Source organism: Chitinophaga niastensis, from assembly GCF_003014755.1.
Lineage (GTDB): Bacteria > Bacteroidota > Bacteroidia > Chitinophagales > Chitinophagaceae > Chitinophaga > Chitinophaga niastensis.
In genome coordinates this window covers 220,193-239,826 of the sequence record NZ_PYAW01000005.1, presented here as the reverse complement: position 1 = coordinate 239,826, position 19,634 = coordinate 220,193, and the positions used below count along the sequence as shown (strand labels likewise).

Here is a 19,634-nt window from a genome sequence, read left to right as displayed (position 1 = left end):
GTATTGAACAATGAAGAAGAACACGCAATAGCCAAAATCGTAACATACAGTTAATAACAGACTTATCCTGATTTATATACTTTTGCGCCATGAGAGAGAATGAGCAGATAAAAACACTTTTTGAAAGGGTCTGCTATGAGAACAGTATTCAGGCGTACAATGAATTGTACATAACGCTGTGTTCCCGGCTTATCCATTTTTCTGCATCCATTGTTTCCTCGTATCACCTGGCAGAAGAAATTGTGTCGGATGTTTTTATGGTATTCTGGCAAAAGCGTAACCAGTTATCGCATGTAAATAATCCGGTGGTATACCTGTATGTGAGTACAAAAAACCTTTCCCTGAACACATTGCAGCAACAAAAGCGGCACCGGCATCATAGCCTGGACACGCTGGATACTGAAATGCTGGCCATTGCCCCCGAAGCAGAAAACGGAATGGTATCTGCTGAAGTAGCACAAAAAATTGAACGTGCTGTTCGTAGCCTGCCCGCCCGCTGCCAGCTGATATTCCGCCTCATTAAACAAGACCGGCTCAGCTATCGGGAAGTATCCCAGCTGCTGGAAATTTCCACTAAAACAGTGGATGCACAGCTGACGATTGCCGTTAAAAAAATCTCCCAGGCGATCCGCTTTGATTTATCTGATGAACTGGCCCAAACCTATCTCCACCAGGATTCATAATTATTTTTTACTTTCTTTAGGGAATTATCGGATGTTTATTTGTCCTTCTTATAGTTGGAAGGACAAACAATGGTACATCATCATTATTTTTCACCTTAATTGAAGCCCTCCCTATTTGTCCTTTAACTGAAGCTATGGATCAGGAAAAACTTTACGCCCTCCTTGCCCGCGAAATGGCCGGAGTACTTACGGAAGAAGAAGCTACTGTATTGCAGCAATTACTGCAGCAATACCCGGATGCCTCTTATATCCGGGAAGTCTTTGCCCGGAACTGGGTGCCCGTGGGCAAACAATATAATACACAACAGGCACAGCTACTGCTGGAAAAGCATCAGCTGCGCATGCAGGAAGTCATATCAACTGCTGATGACACAGCATTACCTGCCAAACGGCCTTTATGGCTGCTTTATACCGGCATTGCTGCCAGTATACTCACCATCCTGTTTGTTGGAGGACATTGGTTCCTCTCAAAAAAAAGCAATGCCCCAAAGGAACTGGCACAACTGGTAACAGCCAGGGGGACGCGTTCACAGTTGCTGCTACCGGATGGTTCAAGGGTATGGCTCAATGCAGGCAGTAAACTGGATTATCCAAAACAGTTTGCGAAAAATACGCCTAGAGAAGTAACACTGGAAGGAGAAGCATTTTTTATAGTAACAGCAGATGCCAGCCGGCCTTTTAAAGTGCATACCAGCGCATTTCATATCCGGGTATTGGGCACCTCTTTTAATGTAAGGGCTTATCCCGGGGAAGATAGTGCAGTGGCTTCACTGGTACAGGGCTCCGTAGAAGTGATGCTGGATGAAGCCGGACAACAGGTAGTAGCATTACGACCTAATGAAAAGCTTACCGTTCCCGTACATCCGCCAACATTAAATAACAGTACCACCACTACTGCTTCCCCTCAGCAGGTAATGCCGGTATACAGGAGTAAACTTACGCCTGTACAGGATAGCATCATTACGGAAACAGCATGGGTACAAAATAAACTGGCCTTTAAACACCTGGAACTGGAAAAAGTGGCTGCCTTGCTGGACCAATGGTATGGTGTGGAAATAGGCTTTGAAAATGATAGTAAAAAGCAATTATATTTTACCGGTGTTTTTGAAACAGAAAGCCTGGAACAGATACTGGATGCGCTGGAAACCACCCTTTCATTTAAGTGGACCAAAGACGCTGCCGGCAAAATATGGATTGAGTAGATAATACAATTGAACAACGAAAAAAACCACTTTATGGCATAAACAATCAGCAACTTTTTTAATCTCGCACCGATAACTGAAGCCGAAAAAAAACGGGAAATGTTCGTACCATTCCCCGTGTAATATCGGTTAACAGTTTTGTATTGGGTATACGTTCCATCAACAATTAATTAACCAACAAAACAAATGTATGAAAAAAAACACAGTGGACAATTGGCTTCCGCCTACACGGAAGTTGTATAAACTGTTAATTTTTATGAAGCTTTCTATGCTGCTCGTCACGGTTGCCTGCTTACATGTGAGCGCTACCGTGCATTCTCAATCCACCATCACCGTAAAGCTGTCGCAGGTACAGCTGGAGAAGGCATTGTCCTTGTTGGAGAAGAACAGCCATTACCGGTTTGTTTACAATGATGATAATCTTCCTTTAAATCATAAAGTATCCCTGGATGCAAAGGACTGGAGCATCGATATGGTACTGAATAAAATATTGGACCACACCTCTCTTCATTTCAGGAGGATGTCTGATAAGCTTATTGTGATTGCGCCTGCCGAAGTAGTTAGCAAGGATATCCTGGTAAAGGGCCTTGTAACAAATACTACCGGCGAAGCATTGCCGGGTGTGAGTATTCGGTTAAAGAATACCAGCATCGGCACTACCACCGGCGCAAAAGGAACCTTTGAACTGAAGGTGCCTGAAAATGCAGTAATGATCTTTACTTATATTGGTTTTGATCAGCAGGAAGTATCGCTGAATGGCAGAGAATCATTAACCGTAACAATGGAGCCTTCCAAAAATTCTATGGAAGAAGTAATTGTGGTAGGTTATGGTACCCAAAAGAAAATAAATGTTACCGGCGCCATAGACCAGATCTCCGGCAAACAGCTGGCAGCAAGGCCTATATCCAATGTAATGCAAGGTTTACAGGGACTCAGCCCGGGACTGAATATCAGTTATCCAGGTGGAAGACCCGGCCAGACACCTACCATCAATATACGTGGTTTTGCCTCTATCAATGCTCCCAATGCGGCACCGCTGATCATCATTGATGGTATATCCTCCGTTACAGATGATATGATGCGTCTGAATCCTTCAGACATTGCTTCTATTTCTATTCTACGGGATGCTGCTTCCGCTGCTATTTATGGCGCACGCGCTTCCTACGGTGTAATCCTGATTACCACCAAACAGGGTTCCCCTGGTGGTAAACAAACACTGAGCTATAGCAATTACTTTGCAATGTCCCGTCCAACTGTACTCCCGGAGCCGGTTACGGACCCCTATATCTACTCCCGTGTACTCGAAACGGCTACCAACAATACACCCTGGAACTATGTAAATTATTCCGATGAATATTTTAAATGGGCGAAACAACGATCTGAAGATCCTTCCCTGCCTGATACCCGCATAGATCCTACCGACCCTACCAAATGGGCATATATGGGTAGCAATAACTGGAATAATTATTTCTTCAGTAAAAATAATTTCTCCCAATACCATGGCCTGACACTCAGCGGTACTGCGGAGACAGCCAAAAAATCGCCCATCGGATATTTATTATCTGCTGATTATACCAAAGAAAACGGGTTAAACAGACTGGCTAAAGATGATTGGGGACGTTATGGCCTGCGTGCTAAAATCAACTTAAAACCAATCAGCTGGTTGCAGGTAGATAATAACCTGAGTATTTATCAGACTAAAACTGATGCCCCTGCCAATAATATCACCAATGTGTATTATTTGCAACCTACACAGGTAGCAGTGAATCCGGACGGCACCTGGGCTAATACAGGAGCTGGCAGACTGGCTGCTCAGCTGGTAGATGGCGGACGTAATACAGGTATCCGCTTCGGCTTCCAGGATGTAGTAAGAGGCGTAGCTTCTTTCCTGAACAACGATTTGCAGGTAACCGGTGATGCCAGCTTTAAAAGAGAGTTGTGGAAATATCATACCGATCAGAAAAAATATAACATTGGCTATGGTCCCAATGATGTTCGCCAGGAAGGCGGCAGTGGCTCGGTAACGGAAAATAACGGAACTATTAACCACGATGTTATTGATCTGTTTGCAAACTATCATAAAGCACTTACAAAAAATCATACCATCACTTTACTGGCAGGCTATAACCAGGAAAGCTATGAATGGCAACGGATTGACGCCAGCAAACAAAAACTGATATCCTCTTCCCTGCCCTATATTACACTTACCAGCGGAGATGCTGCTGTTGGCTCACAATATTATTCCTATGCCATCAGGAGTTTCTTTGGAAGGATTAACTATACTTTCAAGGATCGTTACATACTGGAAGCCAATGGCAGGTACGACGGATCTTCCCGTTTCCCGTCCAGTAACCGCTGGGGCATGTTCCCTTCTGTTTCAGCTGCCTGGATCGCCAGCGAGGAAAATTTCCTGAAGCCACTGTCTTCTATTATTTCCACCCTCAAATTCAGGGGTTCTTATGGCAGTCTGGGTAATCAGAATGTGGATTACTTTGGCTACCTGCAAACGCTCCCAACTGGTGCATCTGGCTATCTGATAGATGGCAATGCCAAACAAACCATTATCAGCAATGCCCCTAAACTGAACGTAGACCCACGTAGCTATACCTGGGAAAAAGTAACTACTGCCAACGTAGGTACAGATATGGGCTTCCTGCAAAATAAATTCCAGGCTACTTTTGATTACTATGTGCGCAATACCAAAGGTATGCTTACACAGGGCGCCGAGTTGCCGGCAGTACTGGGTACCTCTGCACCACAACAAAATTCAGCCGATCTCTCTACACGCGGCTGGGAGCTGAGTGTAGGCTACCGCAATGATTTTACTGTAGCTGCCAAACCGTTGAACTTTGGTGTTAAGTTCATTTTGTCAGATGATAAAACAAAAATCACCCGCTTCAAAAATGACCAGCAATTATTCGGTAACTATAGGGAAGGACAAACCATCGGCGAATTATGGGGATTAACAAATGATGGTTATTTCAAGAGTAAAGATGAAATTAATAAACTCGATGAATCTGCCATTATTCCATGGGGCGCTCTTCCAATAGTAGAGGGATGGCCTAAGTACAAAGACCTGGACGGTAATGGTAAAATTGAACAAGGCGCTTCTGTAAAAGATCCTAAAGACATGCGTGTAATAGGTAATACCAGCCCGCATTACCGCTTTGGGTTTAACCTCGATATGAACTGGAATGGCTTTGACCTGTCTGTCTTCATGCAGGGAATTGCAAAAATGGATTATTACCCGCATCACTATCTTTTCTGGGGACCATATCAGCAGCCTTATGCCAACATATATCCATGGAACCTTGATTTTTACAGAGGTACAGCAGATAATGCCGCTACACGTGCACAACATAGTGAATCTTACATTAAAGCAGGACTCGCTGACGCCAATACCAATTCACAATACCCGGTATTACAATCCTGGCTGGCAGATAATAACACCGGACAAGGGCTCGATATTCCGCAATCCAAATACCTGCTGAATGCCGCTTACCTGCGTATAAAAAATCTGACCCTCGGATATACCTTACCGGCATCACTCACCAAACGTTATCATATCAATCGTTTACGCATATACGTTAGTGGTGAAAATATTTTTGAGTTTTCTGCTATCAAAAAATATGTGGACCCGGAGTCTATTATCGATGGTTATGGATGGGCATATCCTTACCAACGGAAATATGCTGTAGGATTGAATCTTGACCTGTAATTCCCGGATCTTTTAAACATTGCAACATGAAGAAATTTTCCATATATATCATCATCGGGGTACTGATACTCAGTGCCTCCTGTAAAAAAGGCTTCCTGGACCGTTATCCGCAGGATGCGATCTCTCCTGCGCTCTTTTTTAAATCGGAAGAAGACCTGACGCTATATGTCAACGGACTTCTCAGTTTACCGGGAACATACGCATATTTGGGCGACCAGAGCAGCGATAACATGGCTTCCACCGCTGCACTCGAAATAAAAAATATCATGATCGGATCTCCCAGCTCTCAAAATGTTAACAGTGGCTGGGATTGGGGACGTTTGCGCAACATCAATTATTTTTTAGATAATTATAATAAAGCCACCGCCACGCAGGATGTAAAAGATCACTACGCGGGCCTGGCACGTTATTATCGCGCCAGCTTTTACTTTGGTAAGATCAGCCTTTTTTCTGATGTGCCCTGGTATGGACACACACTCAATCCCGGCGATTCTGCACTGTATAAAGGCCGCGACTCCCGCGCTATGGTAGTAGATAGCATCATGGCTGATCTCTTATTTGCGGCTACACACGTAAGAACCACTGTACCTTCCGGTACACCAGGCGTTTGGGCCGTAAAGATGTTATACGCCAGGTTTGCCCTCTACGAAGGCACCTTCCGCAAATACCATCCAGAACTGAATTTACAAAGCACTGCCAGCCGTTTCCTCGATACGGCAAGAGCAGTAACACAGGATATTATTTCTTCCGGTAATTTCAGTATCTATAACACAGGGAAACCGAATCAGGACTATGCTACTTTGTTTAATAGCCAGGACCTGCTGCCAAATAAAGAGGTCATATTAGCAAATCCATATGATGCCAATAAAAGTGGTAGTGGTAATAACAATGGTACCGTATTTGGCGATTACGAGCAATCACCTTCACGGGATCTGATACAAACTTACCTGATGCGTGATGGAAGCCGTTTTACAGACATTCCCGGTTATGATAAAATGCAGTTTGTACAGGAATTTAATCTCAGAGATCCCCGCATGCAGCAAACAATGGCAGGACCAGGCTTTACCAGGGCAAGTGATACCAAACCATACATTCAGCGTTTAAGTAAAAACTTCACTGGTTATCACCAGCTGAAAGGGTATACCAATACTACTGATAATATCATTGCCGGTAGTGTGGACTTCCCTGTTTACCGCTATGCAGAAGCCTTGCTTACCTTTGCTGAGGCTAAAGCAGAACTGGGTACCCTCACGCAAACAGATCTGGATCAATCAGTGAACCTGTTGCGTACACGCGCCGGTATGCCAGCCATGAACCTGACTATCAGCAATACAAACCCTGATCTTGTACAGGCCGCAAAATACCCTGATGTAATAGGTGCTATGAAAGGCGTTATACTGGAAATACGTCGGGAAAGAAGGGTTGAATTTGCGATGGAAGGATACCGGTATGATGACCTGATGAGATGGCATGCAGGCAAGCTGCTGGAGAAAACACCGGAAGGAATGTATTTCCCCGGGCTTGGTAAATATGATCTTACCGGCGATGGCATAGAAGATATTATTCTCATCGACAAAGACCAGGATATTCCAACAGAAGACCAGAAAGTGAAAAACTCCCTGGGTGTAACCTTGCTGTATTACAAAGCAGGTAATTATGGAGAGAATGTAACTGTATACCTGAAGAATGGTACTGCGGGTGGCACCATGGTAACGGAAACGACTAAACGCCAGTTCATCGAACCTAAATTTTATTATCGTCCGATTCCTTACACGCAGGTAGTGTTGAATCCAAATCTCAAGCAAATTTTTGACTGGCAATAAATAATTGTATGAACAGGAGAGATATTCTCAAACACACAGGATTAATGGCAGCCGGCACCCTATTGGGTCCGGCCGCTATTAAAGCAGCTACCAGTAACAAACGCAAGCCGGTGCTAACGGTAGCGCATATAACGGATGTGCATATACGGCAAGATGAAAATGCACCGGAACGTTTTAAAAAATGCCTGGAAGAGATCAAAAAAAAGAACGTGGATTTTTTCCTTAATGGCGGTGACGCTATTTTTGATGCTTCCTACGATGATGTAAAAAGAGAAAGGGTAACACAGCTCTGGAGTATCTGGGACGACTGCATTGCGTCTTTAAAATCTTACAACATTTACAGTTGTATCGGCAACCACGATATCTGGTGGAAAGCACCTTCACAGGAAGATAATATGTATGGCAAAGACTATGTGGTAAAACGATTAAAAATACCGCACCGGTATTATAGCGTTACCAAAAATGGCTGGCATTTTATCATTCTTGATGGCAACAACAAAGATGTGTCACTGGATGAAGAACAGTATCAGTGGCTGGAGCAGGACCTGCAGCAACTGGCGCCGGGCACACCTACCCTCGTAATGTCCCACTACCCCATATTAGGCGTTACACCCATACTGGTAGGTGGTGGACATAAAGATCATCAGCGGCTGAAAAGCTTATTTTATAAGCATCGCGACAAAGTAAAAGTTTGTTTAAGCGGCCACAATCATCTTTCGGATAATGCTGTTTACAATGGTATCCGCTATTGCTGCAATGGCGCCATGAGCGGGTTCTGGTGGGGAAAAGGAGATAAGGATTCTGCCGGTACCGGGTATTATCTCGAAACACCTCCCGGTTATGCTATCCTTAAACTATATGAAAATGGAGAGGTAGAAAATGAATACATACCACATACTTATTAAAAAAACAGCAGCAAAACGCTGCTGTTTTTTTTTACAGATTGCTCCAAAGAAAAATTATTGGAACCAGGGCAATTTTTTATATCCGTCACACAATTATTTTTTCAGTGCCGGTTCCAATATACGTTTGATAGTAGCAGTTTTCAGCTCCTTACCTATAAATACGAGTACAGAAGAAGGCGGCATGTCGCCCCAACTGCCCGCAGGTACAATGCTGAGATATTTTCCGGTAGACTGCACCAGCATCTTTTCTTCACTGTCCTTTGCCCTTACATATCCTTTTATGCGATATAACTGGTGCGGATATACGTTAAAATGAAAATCCAGTACATACACCAGGTAGTTAAGATCAAAGGCTTCCGGAGATTCAAATAATACTGTATTTATTTTATGGAGATGTTTAACCGGTGCCGGCGGTGCCTGTTGGCGCAGGGGCTTTTCCGACAGCTGTAAGTCTTTAACCGCTACTTCCCCGTTTTCCGAAATCGTGATAAAAGCCAATGGGTTGGCCTGTTCCAGCTGATGATATAAATTGATAAGCGCCGGTGTAGTGAGGGATTTTATTTTATTGATGATGATCACATCTGCACAGGAAATTTGTTTACCCGTTTCCGGCACCTGCTCCAGGCGCTCCTCCACGTTTTCCGCATCTACTATACAAATAGTCCGGATCAGCTCATAGTGGTTTTTAACATCCGGCAGATGAAACATTCCGATGATGTTGCCCACATCTGCAATACCTGTGGTTTCAATAAAGAGGTTATCAGGACGATTAGCCATGCCAAGGATACCTCCTAATACTTCCAGCAGCTCATTATCCAGCGAGCAGCAAATACAGCCACTGGTGAGCTCGTACAGGTGATCTATCTTTTCAGCAATCAGGGTAGCATCTATATTCACCTTACCAAACTCATTTTCGACCACCACATTTTTTGAGCCGGAGAACTGTGCCAGCAGGGCATTCAGGGCTGTTGTTTTACCTGCACCCAAAAAACCGGTAATGATATATACGTTAATGGGATGTTTTATTTCCATATTTCCTTTTATAATAAGTTATATAATACATACCCAAAGCTATCAGCGGCAAACTCAACAGCTGCCCCATATTCAGGGGATGACCGTTTTCAAAGGCCACCTGGTTTTCCTTCATAAATTCAATCATAAAACGTGCGCTGAATACCAGTATCAGCAGCCACCCAAACAGATAACCCGGTTTGGTAAAGGCTATTCCTTTTTTATAACCGTACAATAATACCGCGAAGATGATGACATAACATGCCGCTTCATACAACTGAGCCGGATGACGCGGAATAAGATCTATCCGGGTAAACACCACGGCCAATGGCAGTTTGGCAGGTATCCCGATGATTTCGGAGTTAAAAAAGTTCCCGGTGCGTATAAAAAATCCGGCCAGTGGCACAACTATCGAAAGCCGGTCCAGCAGCCAGATAAACGGCACCTGGTACCTGCGGCAAAACAAAGCGGCTGCCAGCAAAATACCTGCGGCGCCACCATGACTGGCAAGGCCCTGGTAGCCCGTAAACTCAAAGTGATGATGCTCCATCGTAAAGGGCAGGAACATCTCCCATAAATGATATTTATAATAAGCGAAATCATAAAAGAAACAATGCCCCAAACGGGCGCCCACCAGGGTACCCGGCATAATATAGATCAGTAGCCTGTCCAGCATTTCTTTGGGCCTGCCCTCTCCTTTAAATACATAAAACAGTACGCCATAGGCTGATGAAAATGCCAGCATAAAGGCTACACTATAATACCGCAGGGCGAAGCCACCGATCCGGAAAATTTCGGGCGCTACGTCCCATTGTAAATACATCATCATCTGCGCAACTCAATTAAATGCAAACATAACTCAAAAAACAATATGCAACAATGTTGCATTTATAAAGAACCAAATAATTAAATCTCAGAATGAAATTCTACCTTTGGCAGCATGTCACTATTTATTACGTCATTGAATTCGGGGAGCAACGGTAACTGTTATTACATTGGTAATGACAATGAAGCCGTACTGGTGGATGCGGGTATCTCCTGCAGGGAAACGGAAAAGCGGATGAGCCGCCTGGGGCTGACAATGAGTAAGGTGAAAGCGATCTTCATTTCGCACGAACATATTGATCATATCAGAGGAGTTACAGTGCTCGCTAAAAAATACCAGCTGCCTGTATACATTACCCCTGACACGCTCGCCCATGGCGGGCTTACAATAAATGCCCAACAGGTCATATCGTTCACACCATATGAGCCGGTACAAATAGGTTCGTTGTCCGTAACAGCCTTTCCAAAAATCCACGATGCCTCGGAACCACATAGTTTTATAGTAGCCGGCAACGAAATAAAAATTGGCGTATTTACAGATATCGGTGCCCCCTGTGAACATGTGATCCGTCATTTTCAGCAATGCCACGCAGCCTTCCTGGAAGCTAATTATGACGAGGAAATGCTGGACAAGGGCAGATACCCTTACTACCTGAAGAACCGTATCCGTGGCGGGCAAGGACACCTGTCCAACAAACAGGCACTCGAAATCTTCACTACCTACCGGCCCGCTTTTATGAGTCATCTCCTCTTATCTCATCTATCTAAAGACAATAACAGCCCTGCGCTGGTGCAGGAATTATTTGATCAGCATGCCAATGGCACCAGGATCATTGTAGCCTCCCGCTTTGAAGAAACGGCCGTATTCAACATCATGGCCTGATACCATTCATTTTATAGTAACAGTTGAAAAAAGCAACATTAGTTGGCATGTTTTATGGCGCCTATCCCATACACCTAAAAATTTTGACCATGGAAACGATCACTCCAGCAGCCACCAATGAAATCCTGAATGACCTGATTGCTATCAACAACGACCGTATAGCCGGCTACGAGCACGCCATGCAGGAAACCGAAGAAAATGACCTGAAGACCCTTTTCGCGGATATGATCAGTGAAAGTCATAAGATCAGAAATGCCCTTGGCACAGAAGTACAGGCCACAGGCGGCAAAATGGAAACAAAAAGCACCGCCGCGGGCAAAATATACCGCGCCTGGACAGATATTAAAGCCGTTTTCTCCGGATTTGACCGTCGCACTATACTCACCAACTGCGAAGCCAGTGAAGATGCCATGCAAAGAGCCTATAGCTCCGCATTGGACCACGAACATATACCTGCCTACATCCGCGAATTACTGACAACCCAACAAAAAAAACTGAAAAAGGCACATGATAAAGTGAAGGCACTCCGTAATAAAGCAGCCTAATTTTATGCCCATAATGGGGAGATTGTACAACAATTGTCTTACCCGGAATTGTCTTACCCAGGATTAGACTGATTATGCTGATTACCCTGATTTTCTTTTTTTGATTATAAAAAGATTAGCAAAGATCGGAGCGGGTATTATTCGCTTTGATCTTCGCCAACCTTTTTATAATCAAAAAAAGAAAATCAGGGTAATCAGCATAATCAGTCTAATCCTGAGTAAGACAAATATTCCCTTTCTTACTTATCTTACAGCTGCAAACTGCAGCTTATGATACATGAACTAGCGCCGCACTATCAGCGCCTGATGAAAAAATATCCTGTTGTAACGCTGGCTGAATGGCAGCTACTGGATAACATTGCCACGATCAAACATATCAAAAAAGGTGATTCCTTTTTACGTTACGGCAAAGTAGCCCGGTACTCCGCTTTTGTGATATCCGGTATGTTTAAATTTTCTATCCTGGATGAAGAATGTAACGAGAAAATTGTAAAATTTAGTTTTATTGACGACTTCCTGGCCAATTGCGAAAGCTATAATAAAAAAGCACCTTCTGCGGTGAGCATTACTGCCGTAGAAGATGCCGTGATATTAAGGATCAATATCAAAAAAATGCAGCCACTATACGACCTTCACCTGAACCTCCTGCATGTAAACCTGCAGCTGTACCAGGAACTTATGGAACAACAATCCGAACACCAGTATATCCTGTCTTTAAAAAGCCCGCTGCAACGCTATAGATTTTTGATGGAACGCCGCCCTGCTATCATACAAAAAATATCACTCACCAATATTGCCCGGTACCTGTACACCAGCCGCGAAGCCTTAAGCAGAGCGCGATTATACCTGCTGGATCAGACCCGTAACTTTTGTGATTGAGATCACAGCCGCTCAATTTCCCATCTGGTAGTTTTGTATCAAAAAAGATATGAAGCAAAGCCTTATTCTATTGCATGGCCTTTTTGGTGGTTTAAGTAACTGGGAAGGCGTAGTGGCACACTTCGGACCACACTATGATATCCGTATTCCCCCGTTGCCTATCTATGATCAGCATAAATGCGACAACCTCGAATACCTGGTAGATTTCCTCGAAACATATATTATAGCGGAACAACTGGAGCAGGTAATCCTTATCGGTAACTCACTGGGCGGACATGTAGCTATCCTGTATACGCACCGGCATCCCGAAAAGGTGGCTAAATTAGTACTTACCGGCAGTTCGGGGTTATACGAAAACACCAGTATGGGCAGCTACCCGAAACGTGGCAATTATGCGTATATCCGTGAGCGTGTGGCCTACACTTTTTATGATCCTGCCACTGCTACCGATGCGCTGGTAGATGAAGTATTCCACATTACCACCGATAACCGCAAATGTTTTGGTATTATCAGGATGGCCAAATCGGCCCAGCGTAATTATGTGGCACACCTGTTACCGGATATACAGCTCCCGGTACTGCTGATATGGGGAACAGACGATAAAATTACACCTCCGGAAGTAGCACATGATTTTAAACGTTATCTGCCCCAGTCAACATTAAAGATGATTCCACAATGTGGACATGCCCCCATGATGGAAAGACCTGTGGAATTTAATGCGCTGTTGGAAATATTCATCAAATAATTACGAATTACGAATTGCGAATTACGGTTTATAGCGGATGATCTTCGCGTAAAATCGTAATTCGCAATTCGTAATTATTTTCGTACATTTAATTACAACCCTGAATAACAATGCGTGCCTTAAGATTTATCTCTCATCTGCTGAGGGCCATATGGCTGTTCTTTCCCGGCATCCTGTTTTTGCTGCTTATTTTCTTTATTAGCTGGACCCTCAATCAGGGGAAAGATGTGATCATTGCCTTCACGGAAAACCGGTATGGCATACGTATCATTTTCTTCCTGGCCATTGGCTTCTGGGTATATGTAAGCTGGTATTCCTCCCGCATTATTTCCTACACCAAAAAATCAAAGCAGATCAGCAACCTGGAGGCAGGTGCCCACATATCCCCCGAAGAAGCTACCAAGGCCTATAATGAGCGAAATCGTTTATTTGAAATCAGTCAGCCTTTCCTGGATGAGTTTCCACGCATCATAGGGAACACCTGCTTTTTATTGCTGGAACTGGCATTGCTGCAATCACCAGCATTAAGTCATCCTATCCCCATTATGGCAGCCTGGATCATATTGGGAGTTGCCAGCATCGGACTGTTGTTCCTCAATGGCTATCTGACGAAGATGGCAAAACATCCTTTTTTCAGAACACTTTTTTATATCCTGCTGTTTATTTGGCTGGCATTAACCATTATCAGTAACCTGGTAACGCATACGCATATACTTACTTTGCTGGGATTACTCCTGCTGATGCACGTGGTGTTTCTGCTGTATATTCATCTGCGCCGGTTTGAAATGGATAAACGTGCCCGTCAGGGACCACCGGAGCACAGCTGGCTGGATCCTGTAATGAATTATTTTTGCATACCCCTGAAAGAAAAAGGATATTTCTGCTGGCTGTTATTTATTGGACTTGCCGCACTCATTTTTTATGTGGTAGCCATCAACAACCTCCGGTTTGCCCGGCAAATGGGCCCCTTCCCTTATCTCTTGCTGGCCTCCGGCATGTTACTATTATTCGGCAACGTGGTGACGGCTTTCTCTGTTCGTTTCCGCCTGAGTTTCCACTTTATTCTTATTGTACTGGCATTAATTTTTGGATTAAAAGAAGTACATAATGTGCGCACCTTAGCGGCTCCGGGCCATGAAAATAATTATAGTCAGCGCCCATCGTTGCGTACCTATTTACAGGCATGGCTGAATACCCGGAATGTATCGTCAGACAGCACCTACGATATGTATTTTGTAATGGCCAATGGTGGCGCATCGCGCTCCGCTTACTGGACAGCTGCCGTGCTGGGAAAAATAGAAGACGCTTCTATCATCTCTCATAAAGAAGACAGATTTTCAAAACATATTTTTTGTTTATCCGGTACCTCCGGTGGCGGTGTAGGCGTAGCTACCTTTTTTGCTTTACTGAGAGATCAGCAACAGACAGCTCCAAAATATACAAAATCTGCTATGACGTACCTCAAGCAGGATTATTTCAGCTATACTTTTGCCAGGATGCTGGGACCCGACTTTTTTCAATATATCCTGCGGATCAGCAGCCAGTCCGACAGAGCAGCCGCACTGGAAGAATCTTTTGAAAAAAGTACAGGCGTAGCCGGCGATTCACTCTACACCGTTCCTTTTGACAATGCCTTATCCGCCTTTCCGGCTATGAAAGGCAACCTGACAACAATGCCTATCCTCTGCATCAACACTACACGTATGCAGGATGGCAACCCCGGTGTTGTAAGCAATCTGCGACTGGATTCCAACATCTTTAATAACCGTGTGGATGTATTGAGCCTGTTACGCCACGATTCAGACATCACCATTACTGCCGGTGCCATTCTGGGAGCAAGGTTCCCCTATTTAAGCCCGGCAGGCAGAATAAAGGACCAATACTTTGTAGATGGCGGCTACTTTGATAATTCCGGAGCCGGTGTAATTCAGGAAATCATCCGGGGCATCACCAATATTGCTGATGATGATCTGCGGGAAAACGGCGCTAACAGTACCCTCTATAAACAAATCAGTAAATTAAATTTTAAAGTGCTGCATATTACAAACAGCCCGGTGATACCCGACAAAAACAATTTTAAATCAGTAGCACCTATAAAAAACGATTTATTTGCACCGGTACTCACCATTATTGGCGCGTATGATATGCAAACTACCGTCAACGATATACGGTTACAACACTTCCTGTATGATATCAATAATTATTATCACCGGAAAGCATCATATACACAAATACCACTGTATAAAGATAGTTTGGAATGGCAGCAAGACCCTTTAAGGGTAAGGTTTCCAGACAAAGAGCCTTCTTACACCATGAACTGGTTTATGTCAGATACCACCATCAACCGCATCAACCTGCGGCTGGCTGGTAATAAGATGATTGATACTGTGCTGGCACAAATGGGCCGGTAATATCACCTTCCCGGCAACTCGCCAGGAGGGGTCGGGAAGGTGATTAATGATAGTGCTTATCCCTTACGGGCTAACAGTTTTTTATAACCCAACCAACCTAACGCTAATGCCAGTACGAAAGGCCATATCTGGATAAAGAACAACAGTATATTACGGAGCAATTCAGCACCACTACGCATCGCCATTATTATTTCTGTTCCAAAACCCGCTCTGGTAGCCTGTGCAGGGTTCACTACTACTTGTACATCTACTACTTCCGGTTGAAATAGTTGTACCGTAAAAGTAGAATAGGCCACATCATCAAGTATTTCCAGGTTGACCATTTTTCTATCTACTACCTGATCCTCTTGCTGGTGCTGGTAAACGGCTACATCCAGAGGCTTACCTTTCTTTTCGGGAACAATTTTTTCTGCTGCTTTTTTCTCGTTTTCATTCTTCAAAGCATTGGATAAATACTTCAGGGTAAGGTCCTGATCCCTGATAATCCGGTAATCAATGAAACCTGCCATAGCAGTGAGCGAACGTACTACTGTATCCAGGTACATTACTGGTACTTTTAAGGTAAGGTTAGCAGTAGGCGTATACAATTGTACTCTTTTAACGGAGTCCGATGTATAAAGTAATTCGTGTTGTTGCACAAATTCGTTTTTGAGAGAACTCTCTGCAACTACTCCGCCCATTTCATTTACAATCTGCTCCAGGCGCGATGTAGCGGCAAAAACATTGGTAACACGACATCGTACATCAGCCGATTTAATTCGTTTGCGGGATGCAGATGTAAGACTGCTGATATCATTTGAAAAAGTGGTGGAGTCAGCGGTCTTCACATAATCTTCCATTGATTTATGGGTTGACTGACTACAGGCACAAAGCAATGCTAAGGGTGTAAGCAAATAAAAGAATGAATGGCGCATAGCAGGATAATTTCCATTTTATACTGGCAGGCGCCAAAAGGTAACCTTTCCAAAATGTTAAAATCAACAGTTATCAAATTCGTTATCCGTCCTGACCTTCAGTGCTTTCATAAGTATATCTATCCTGATGCAGTGGCGCCGGATGTTTCATTTATTATTTTGTAGCTTTGTTACTTATCTTGTAAACCATGGCCATACTTCCGCAAAAATATCAATCCCGGAAAGCTGAGATCACTGAAACTTTTATTGCAGCAGTTAATAAACACATTGATCAGATTGTGGATGGTAGTGTAGATCATATGTACCACATCAAGGACATTGCCGGTTTGATGTTCATACATCCGGTGCACCTGAGCAATACTATCAAGCTGCATACCGGTAATGCGCCCTGTTATTTTTTTGAAAAAAGACTCATGGATGAGGCTAAGAAGATGCTCGGAAATCCACTGATGACGATTACAGATATTGCAGCGCGCCTCACTTTCGACAATTCAAATTTTACCAAATTTTTCAAACGATTTGAAGGCGTTACACCTAGTCAATACAGACAAAATCTTATAAAGATTACGCCGAAGGAAACAGTATACAAATAGTTTTTGGGGAGATAATGCGCTTACATTTTACCGATATTTTCGCCAAAATAACGCTGCACATAAATGGGTTTCAGAAAAAAATAGTTACTCAGAAATTTATTGTCGAATAAATCACCATCATCAAAATAAAACCCGTTTGTAAACTCTGTTCTGGAGTTGAGCTGCACTTTTCCTGACGAATGTTCTACTATAAAATAAACAGGGATAATCACGTAATATTTTCCACTTTTACCGGTAAGTTTATTCCATTTAATATCCAGCTCCCGCAGCCGGAACAGCCGTGGCTTTAGATCTCCGGCCACATTTGTAGAACAATCCAGCTTAGTAATATTGCCGGCTGAATTAATTTCTGCCTTAATGGAAAAAGCGAGACTGGTACTGGTACTTTTCAGGGGCATTAATACAGTATCTATGAATCTGGTTAGTTGCTGATAGGTATTATTGATGACAGGTGTTTGTTGCGCTCCTACCGTTAAACTGATAAATGCCAGCCATACACTAAGCATTACAATTCTTAAGCTGTTAGATTTCATAGTACCTGTTTTCATATCATGAAATAACGTTGACGCCTACCCTATTTTCTCTTTAGTTAAGTTACGACTTCTCCTGACTAAAAAGATCGCAGCCGCCTGTTTTTATCTGCAAAACAGGCGGATTACGGGTCATCTCATGTTATTAATAACAGATAGTAATGACATTTAATTGAATGGCATAAGATTGCATATGACAGGTATATATCATTTAATTTTGAGCGCTTGCCATCAAAAAACAGCCCCTCACAAAAACGCTTATATTTTTACCATGTGCCAGGTACCGCCATTGGTGTTGGAAGCACCTATACCCCATGTACCATCCAATGTTTGCTCATTTACAGAGTTCCACCTTCCCTTACCGGATGCGGTTCCTTCTCTCCAGTCAAAATCAATGGTAATGCTGCTCACAGGAGATGCTGTTACGGGTGCGGTTCCCGGTAGATTACCGGTTACGGTAGTGGTATTTTGTGTGATAACGCCAGCTGTAATTACACCTGTATTTGTTGGTGCTGCAGCCGGCCATCTATAGGTCCCTGTTACTGCGCCTGATGAAGATATAGCCAGCGTTACTTTTGCATCAATAGGCGTACCGGTTCCTCCTGCGGAGGTAAATGGTCCCTGCCAGTTACCTCTCAGCAAATTATTCCAGACGACTGTTCCTACACCCGATTCATAAAAACTTGGATTTGTTTGCTCATTCCATTGAGGCGTAATATAGCTGGCAAGACTAAAGGTAAGTCCGGATGGATTTGCCAGCAGGTCATTGTAAAACTGCATGCCTGCCAGGTTTGCAGCCTGATCGGCATTAGAATAAACACCAGTGGATGATAATCCCTGTATACCTATTTCGGCCGCACGACCTGTACTTTGCGCATCCGCTACGGAGCCTCCTGAACGATGGGCTACCCGGAAGTAGAGGAAACCTTCTTCAAAGAAATGTCCCAGTTTATCTGCACCTATGCAAAGGCCATGCATTTTTGCTGAGGAGCCAACAACATGGGCCAGTCCCAGTGTTTGTAGCCGGTAAAAATTATTTGCAGACCCTGCACCTTCGTATTTATTTCCTGTCAGGCTACTATTTGGAAGATTTCTCTTTGTAGCGGGCAAGGCTTCTATAAAATGTTCTATTGGCGAAACTGCGCCATCACCAAGGCGGGTCTCCACATCTCTCAATAATCCAACAATTGCTGCGGGGGAAAGAGGTGCAGGACCTGCAGCTGTACGGGCAGCTGCAATTTCCGCATTTACGAGTGTGTTAATATCTGTTTCAATATCAGTTAATCCGGCACAGGAGCGATCGTCCACTTCTGCGCGCTGCACCATACCATTGCCTGCCCCACCCTGCTGTTGTATAACATGTGTCAGTTCATGTGCCAGCAAGTGTTTGCCACTATCAGACTCCGGAGAAAATTTACCCTCATTAAAATAAATGTCATTTCCAATCGTAAAAGCCTTTGCCCCCAATTCTGCCGACAGCCGTACCGCCGGAGTGTCTGTATGAATATTTACATTGGAAAAGTCAGTACCAAATCTGTTTTCCATGAATGATTGTGTTCTTGCCGGCAGCGCACTGCCGTTACCGCGTGTGGCGGCAATACCTTCACTGACTGTATTGCTTACTGCCTTGTTGCTGTCACCGGATTTCCTCTGAATAAACGCTGCCAGTGGTTTGAGCCGCACTTTATCTTTTTCTTCCTCCTCACAATGCGCACATTTGCGTTGAATAAAATTGTTTTCCGGCATGCGCATTATTTTATCCGCCACCGCATCGGCCTCCTGTTCCATGGGGTCATCTACTGCGCCAACAGATAGCTGATACTGAATAGGCAACCGCTGCAATCCGTTTGTATAAAGGGCTGGCGGCTGCGTGTTCGTTGTATTTAATACAACTGGCTCTGCTGCGGAAGATATTGCGGGTGTTGCGGGTGCTATGGTATTATGTTCCGACATAGCAATAGATTTTA

The 19,634-nt window shown here is 43.9% G+C and carries 16 protein-coding genes; 11 read left to right on the top strand and 5 right to left on the bottom strand.

Features of this window, described 5'->3' with window-relative positions:
- The first annotated feature begins 89 nt into the window (after window positions 1-89).
- From CLV51_RS22025 to CLV51_RS22005, 5 genes are all read left to right on the top strand, one after another.
- Entirely contained in the window at window positions 90-683 is a 594-nt protein-coding gene (locus CLV51_RS22025; RefSeq protein ID WP_106530255.1) for a sigma-70 family RNA polymerase sigma factor, read from the top strand.
- A 134-nt stretch (window positions 684-817) separates the two neighbouring features.
- Complete coding sequence (locus CLV51_RS22020; RefSeq protein ID WP_106530254.1) at window positions 818-1,885, top strand: FecR family protein; 1,068 nt, start codon at window positions 818-820, stop codon at window positions 1,883-1,885.
- Between the two features lie 256 nt (window positions 1,886-2,141).
- Window positions 2,142-5,603 (top strand): SusC/RagA family TonB-linked outer membrane protein, encoded by a 3,462-nt coding sequence (locus CLV51_RS22015; protein WP_245898884.1) that lies wholly within the window; start codon window positions 2,142-2,144, stop codon window positions 5,601-5,603.
- A 26-nt stretch (window positions 5,604-5,629) separates the two neighbouring features.
- On the top strand, window positions 5,630-7,426 hold the full coding sequence (locus CLV51_RS22010; protein ID WP_106530253.1) for a RagB/SusD family nutrient uptake outer membrane protein: 1,797 nt from the start codon (window positions 5,630-5,632) through the stop codon (window positions 7,424-7,426).
- 8 nt (window positions 7,427-7,434) lie between these two features.
- Window positions 7,435-8,331 carry a metallophosphoesterase gene (locus CLV51_RS22005; protein ID WP_106530252.1) on the top strand — a complete coding sequence of 299 codons (897 nt, stop codon included), beginning with the start codon at window positions 7,435-7,437 and terminating at the stop codon, window positions 8,329-8,331.
- Between the two features lie 93 nt (window positions 8,332-8,424).
- Here CLV51_RS22005 and CLV51_RS22000 read toward each other — a convergent pair whose 3' ends face one another.
- On the bottom strand, window positions 8,425-9,363 hold the full coding sequence (locus CLV51_RS22000) for a CobW family GTP-binding protein (protein ID WP_106530251.1): 939 nt from the start codon (window positions 9,361-9,363) through the stop codon (window positions 8,425-8,427).
- Window positions 9,341-10,171, bottom strand: coding sequence for a prolipoprotein diacylglyceryl transferase (lgt, locus tag CLV51_RS21995; RefSeq protein ID WP_106530250.1), 831 nt, complete (start codon window positions 10,169-10,171; stop codon window positions 9,341-9,343). Before lgt ends, CLV51_RS22000 begins: the two co-directional genes overlap by 23 nt.
- 111 nt (window positions 10,172-10,282) lie before the next feature.
- Here lgt and CLV51_RS21990 point away from each other — a divergent pair, with 111 nt between their 5' ends.
- From CLV51_RS21990 to CLV51_RS21970, 5 genes are all read left to right on the top strand, one after another.
- Window positions 10,283-11,050 (top strand): MBL fold metallo-hydrolase, encoded by a 768-nt coding sequence (locus tag CLV51_RS21990; protein WP_106530249.1) that lies wholly within the window; start codon window positions 10,283-10,285, stop codon window positions 11,048-11,050.
- Between the two features lie 89 nt (window positions 11,051-11,139).
- Window positions 11,140-11,595: a PA2169 family four-helix-bundle protein gene (locus tag CLV51_RS21985; protein ID WP_106530248.1), complete on the top strand. Its 456-nt coding sequence runs from the start codon at window positions 11,140-11,142 to the stop codon at window positions 11,593-11,595.
- Window positions 11,596-11,865: 270 nt separating this feature from the next.
- Complete coding sequence (locus CLV51_RS21980) at window positions 11,866-12,474, top strand: Crp/Fnr family transcriptional regulator (protein ID WP_106530247.1); 609 nt, start codon at window positions 11,866-11,868, stop codon at window positions 12,472-12,474.
- A gap of 49 nt (window positions 12,475-12,523) precedes the next feature.
- A complete protein-coding gene (locus CLV51_RS21975; protein ID WP_106530246.1) occupies window positions 12,524-13,219 on the top strand; it encodes an alpha/beta fold hydrolase in 696 nt (231 codons plus the stop codon).
- 110 nt (window positions 13,220-13,329) lie between these two features.
- Complete coding sequence (locus CLV51_RS21970; RefSeq protein WP_106530245.1) at window positions 13,330-15,630, top strand: hypothetical protein; 2,301 nt, start codon at window positions 13,330-13,332, stop codon at window positions 15,628-15,630.
- Between the two features lie 56 nt (window positions 15,631-15,686).
- Here the strand turns inward: CLV51_RS21970 and CLV51_RS21965 are convergent, their stop codons facing one another.
- Window positions 15,687-16,544 (bottom strand): DUF4349 domain-containing protein, encoded by an 858-nt coding sequence (locus tag CLV51_RS21965; protein ID WP_106530244.1) that lies wholly within the window; start codon window positions 16,542-16,544, stop codon window positions 15,687-15,689.
- A 188-nt stretch (window positions 16,545-16,732) separates the two neighbouring features.
- On the opposite strand from CLV51_RS21965, the gene CLV51_RS21960 reads away from it, so the two are divergent.
- Window positions 16,733-17,137: a helix-turn-helix domain-containing protein gene (locus CLV51_RS21960; protein WP_106530243.1), complete on the top strand. Its 405-nt coding sequence runs from the start codon at window positions 16,733-16,735 to the stop codon at window positions 17,135-17,137.
- A gap of 20 nt (window positions 17,138-17,157) precedes the next feature.
- On the opposite strand, the gene CLV51_RS21955 is transcribed toward CLV51_RS21960, so the two are convergent.
- Entirely contained in the window at window positions 17,158-17,670 is a 513-nt protein-coding gene (locus CLV51_RS21955) for a hypothetical protein (RefSeq protein WP_146151351.1), read from the bottom strand.
- A 255-nt stretch (window positions 17,671-17,925) separates the two neighbouring features.
- Window positions 17,926-19,620, bottom strand: a complete 1,695-nt coding sequence (locus CLV51_RS21950) for an eCIS core domain-containing protein (RefSeq protein ID WP_106530241.1) — start codon at window positions 19,618-19,620, stop codon at window positions 17,926-17,928.
- Window positions 19,621-19,634 lie beyond the last annotated feature (14 nt).

Bases quoted from the DNA above. Each gene is read 5' to 3' on its own strand.
- CLV51_RS21955 (WP_146151351.1), bottom strand. From the start codon at position 17,670: ATGAAATCTAACAGCTTAAGAATTGTAATGCTTAGTGTATGGCTGGCA.
- CLV51_RS21980 (WP_106530247.1), top strand. From the start codon at position 11,866: ATGATACATGAACTAGCGCCGCACTATCAGCGCCTGATGAAAAAATAT.
- CLV51_RS22025 (WP_106530255.1), top strand. From the start codon at position 90: ATGAGAGAGAATGAGCAGATAAAAACACTTTTTGAAAGGGTCTGCTAT.
- CLV51_RS22000 (WP_106530251.1), bottom strand. From the start codon at position 9,363: ATGGAAATAAAACATCCCATTAACGTATATATCATTACCGGTTTTTTG.
- CLV51_RS21975 (WP_106530246.1), top strand. From the start codon at position 12,524: ATGAAGCAAAGCCTTATTCTATTGCATGGCCTTTTTGGTGGTTTAAGT.
- CLV51_RS22010 (WP_106530253.1), top strand. From the start codon at position 5,630: ATGAAGAAATTTTCCATATATATCATCATCGGGGTACTGATACTCAGT.
- CLV51_RS22015 (WP_245898884.1), top strand. From the start codon at position 2,142: ATGAAGCTTTCTATGCTGCTCGTCACGGTTGCCTGCTTACATGTGAGC.
- CLV51_RS21985 (WP_106530248.1), top strand. From the start codon at position 11,140: ATGGAAACGATCACTCCAGCAGCCACCAATGAAATCCTGAATGACCTG.
- lgt (WP_106530250.1), bottom strand. From the start codon at position 10,171: ATGATGATGTATTTACAATGGGACGTAGCGCCCGAAATTTTCCGGATC.
- CLV51_RS21965 (WP_106530244.1), bottom strand. From the start codon at position 16,544: ATGCGCCATTCATTCTTTTATTTGCTTACACCCTTAGCATTGCTTTGT.
- CLV51_RS21970 (WP_106530245.1), top strand. From the start codon at position 13,330: ATGCGTGCCTTAAGATTTATCTCTCATCTGCTGAGGGCCATATGGCTG.
- CLV51_RS21950 (WP_106530241.1), bottom strand. From the start codon at position 19,620: ATGTCGGAACATAATACCATAGCACCCGCAACACCCGCAATATCTTCC.
- CLV51_RS22020 (WP_106530254.1), top strand. From the start codon at position 818: ATGGATCAGGAAAAACTTTACGCCCTCCTTGCCCGCGAAATGGCCGGA.
- CLV51_RS21990 (WP_106530249.1), top strand. From the start codon at position 10,283: ATGTCACTATTTATTACGTCATTGAATTCGGGGAGCAACGGTAACTGT.
- CLV51_RS22005 (WP_106530252.1), top strand. From the start codon at position 7,435: ATGAACAGGAGAGATATTCTCAAACACACAGGATTAATGGCAGCCGGC.
- CLV51_RS21960 (WP_106530243.1), top strand. From the start codon at position 16,733: ATGGCCATACTTCCGCAAAAATATCAATCCCGGAAAGCTGAGATCACT.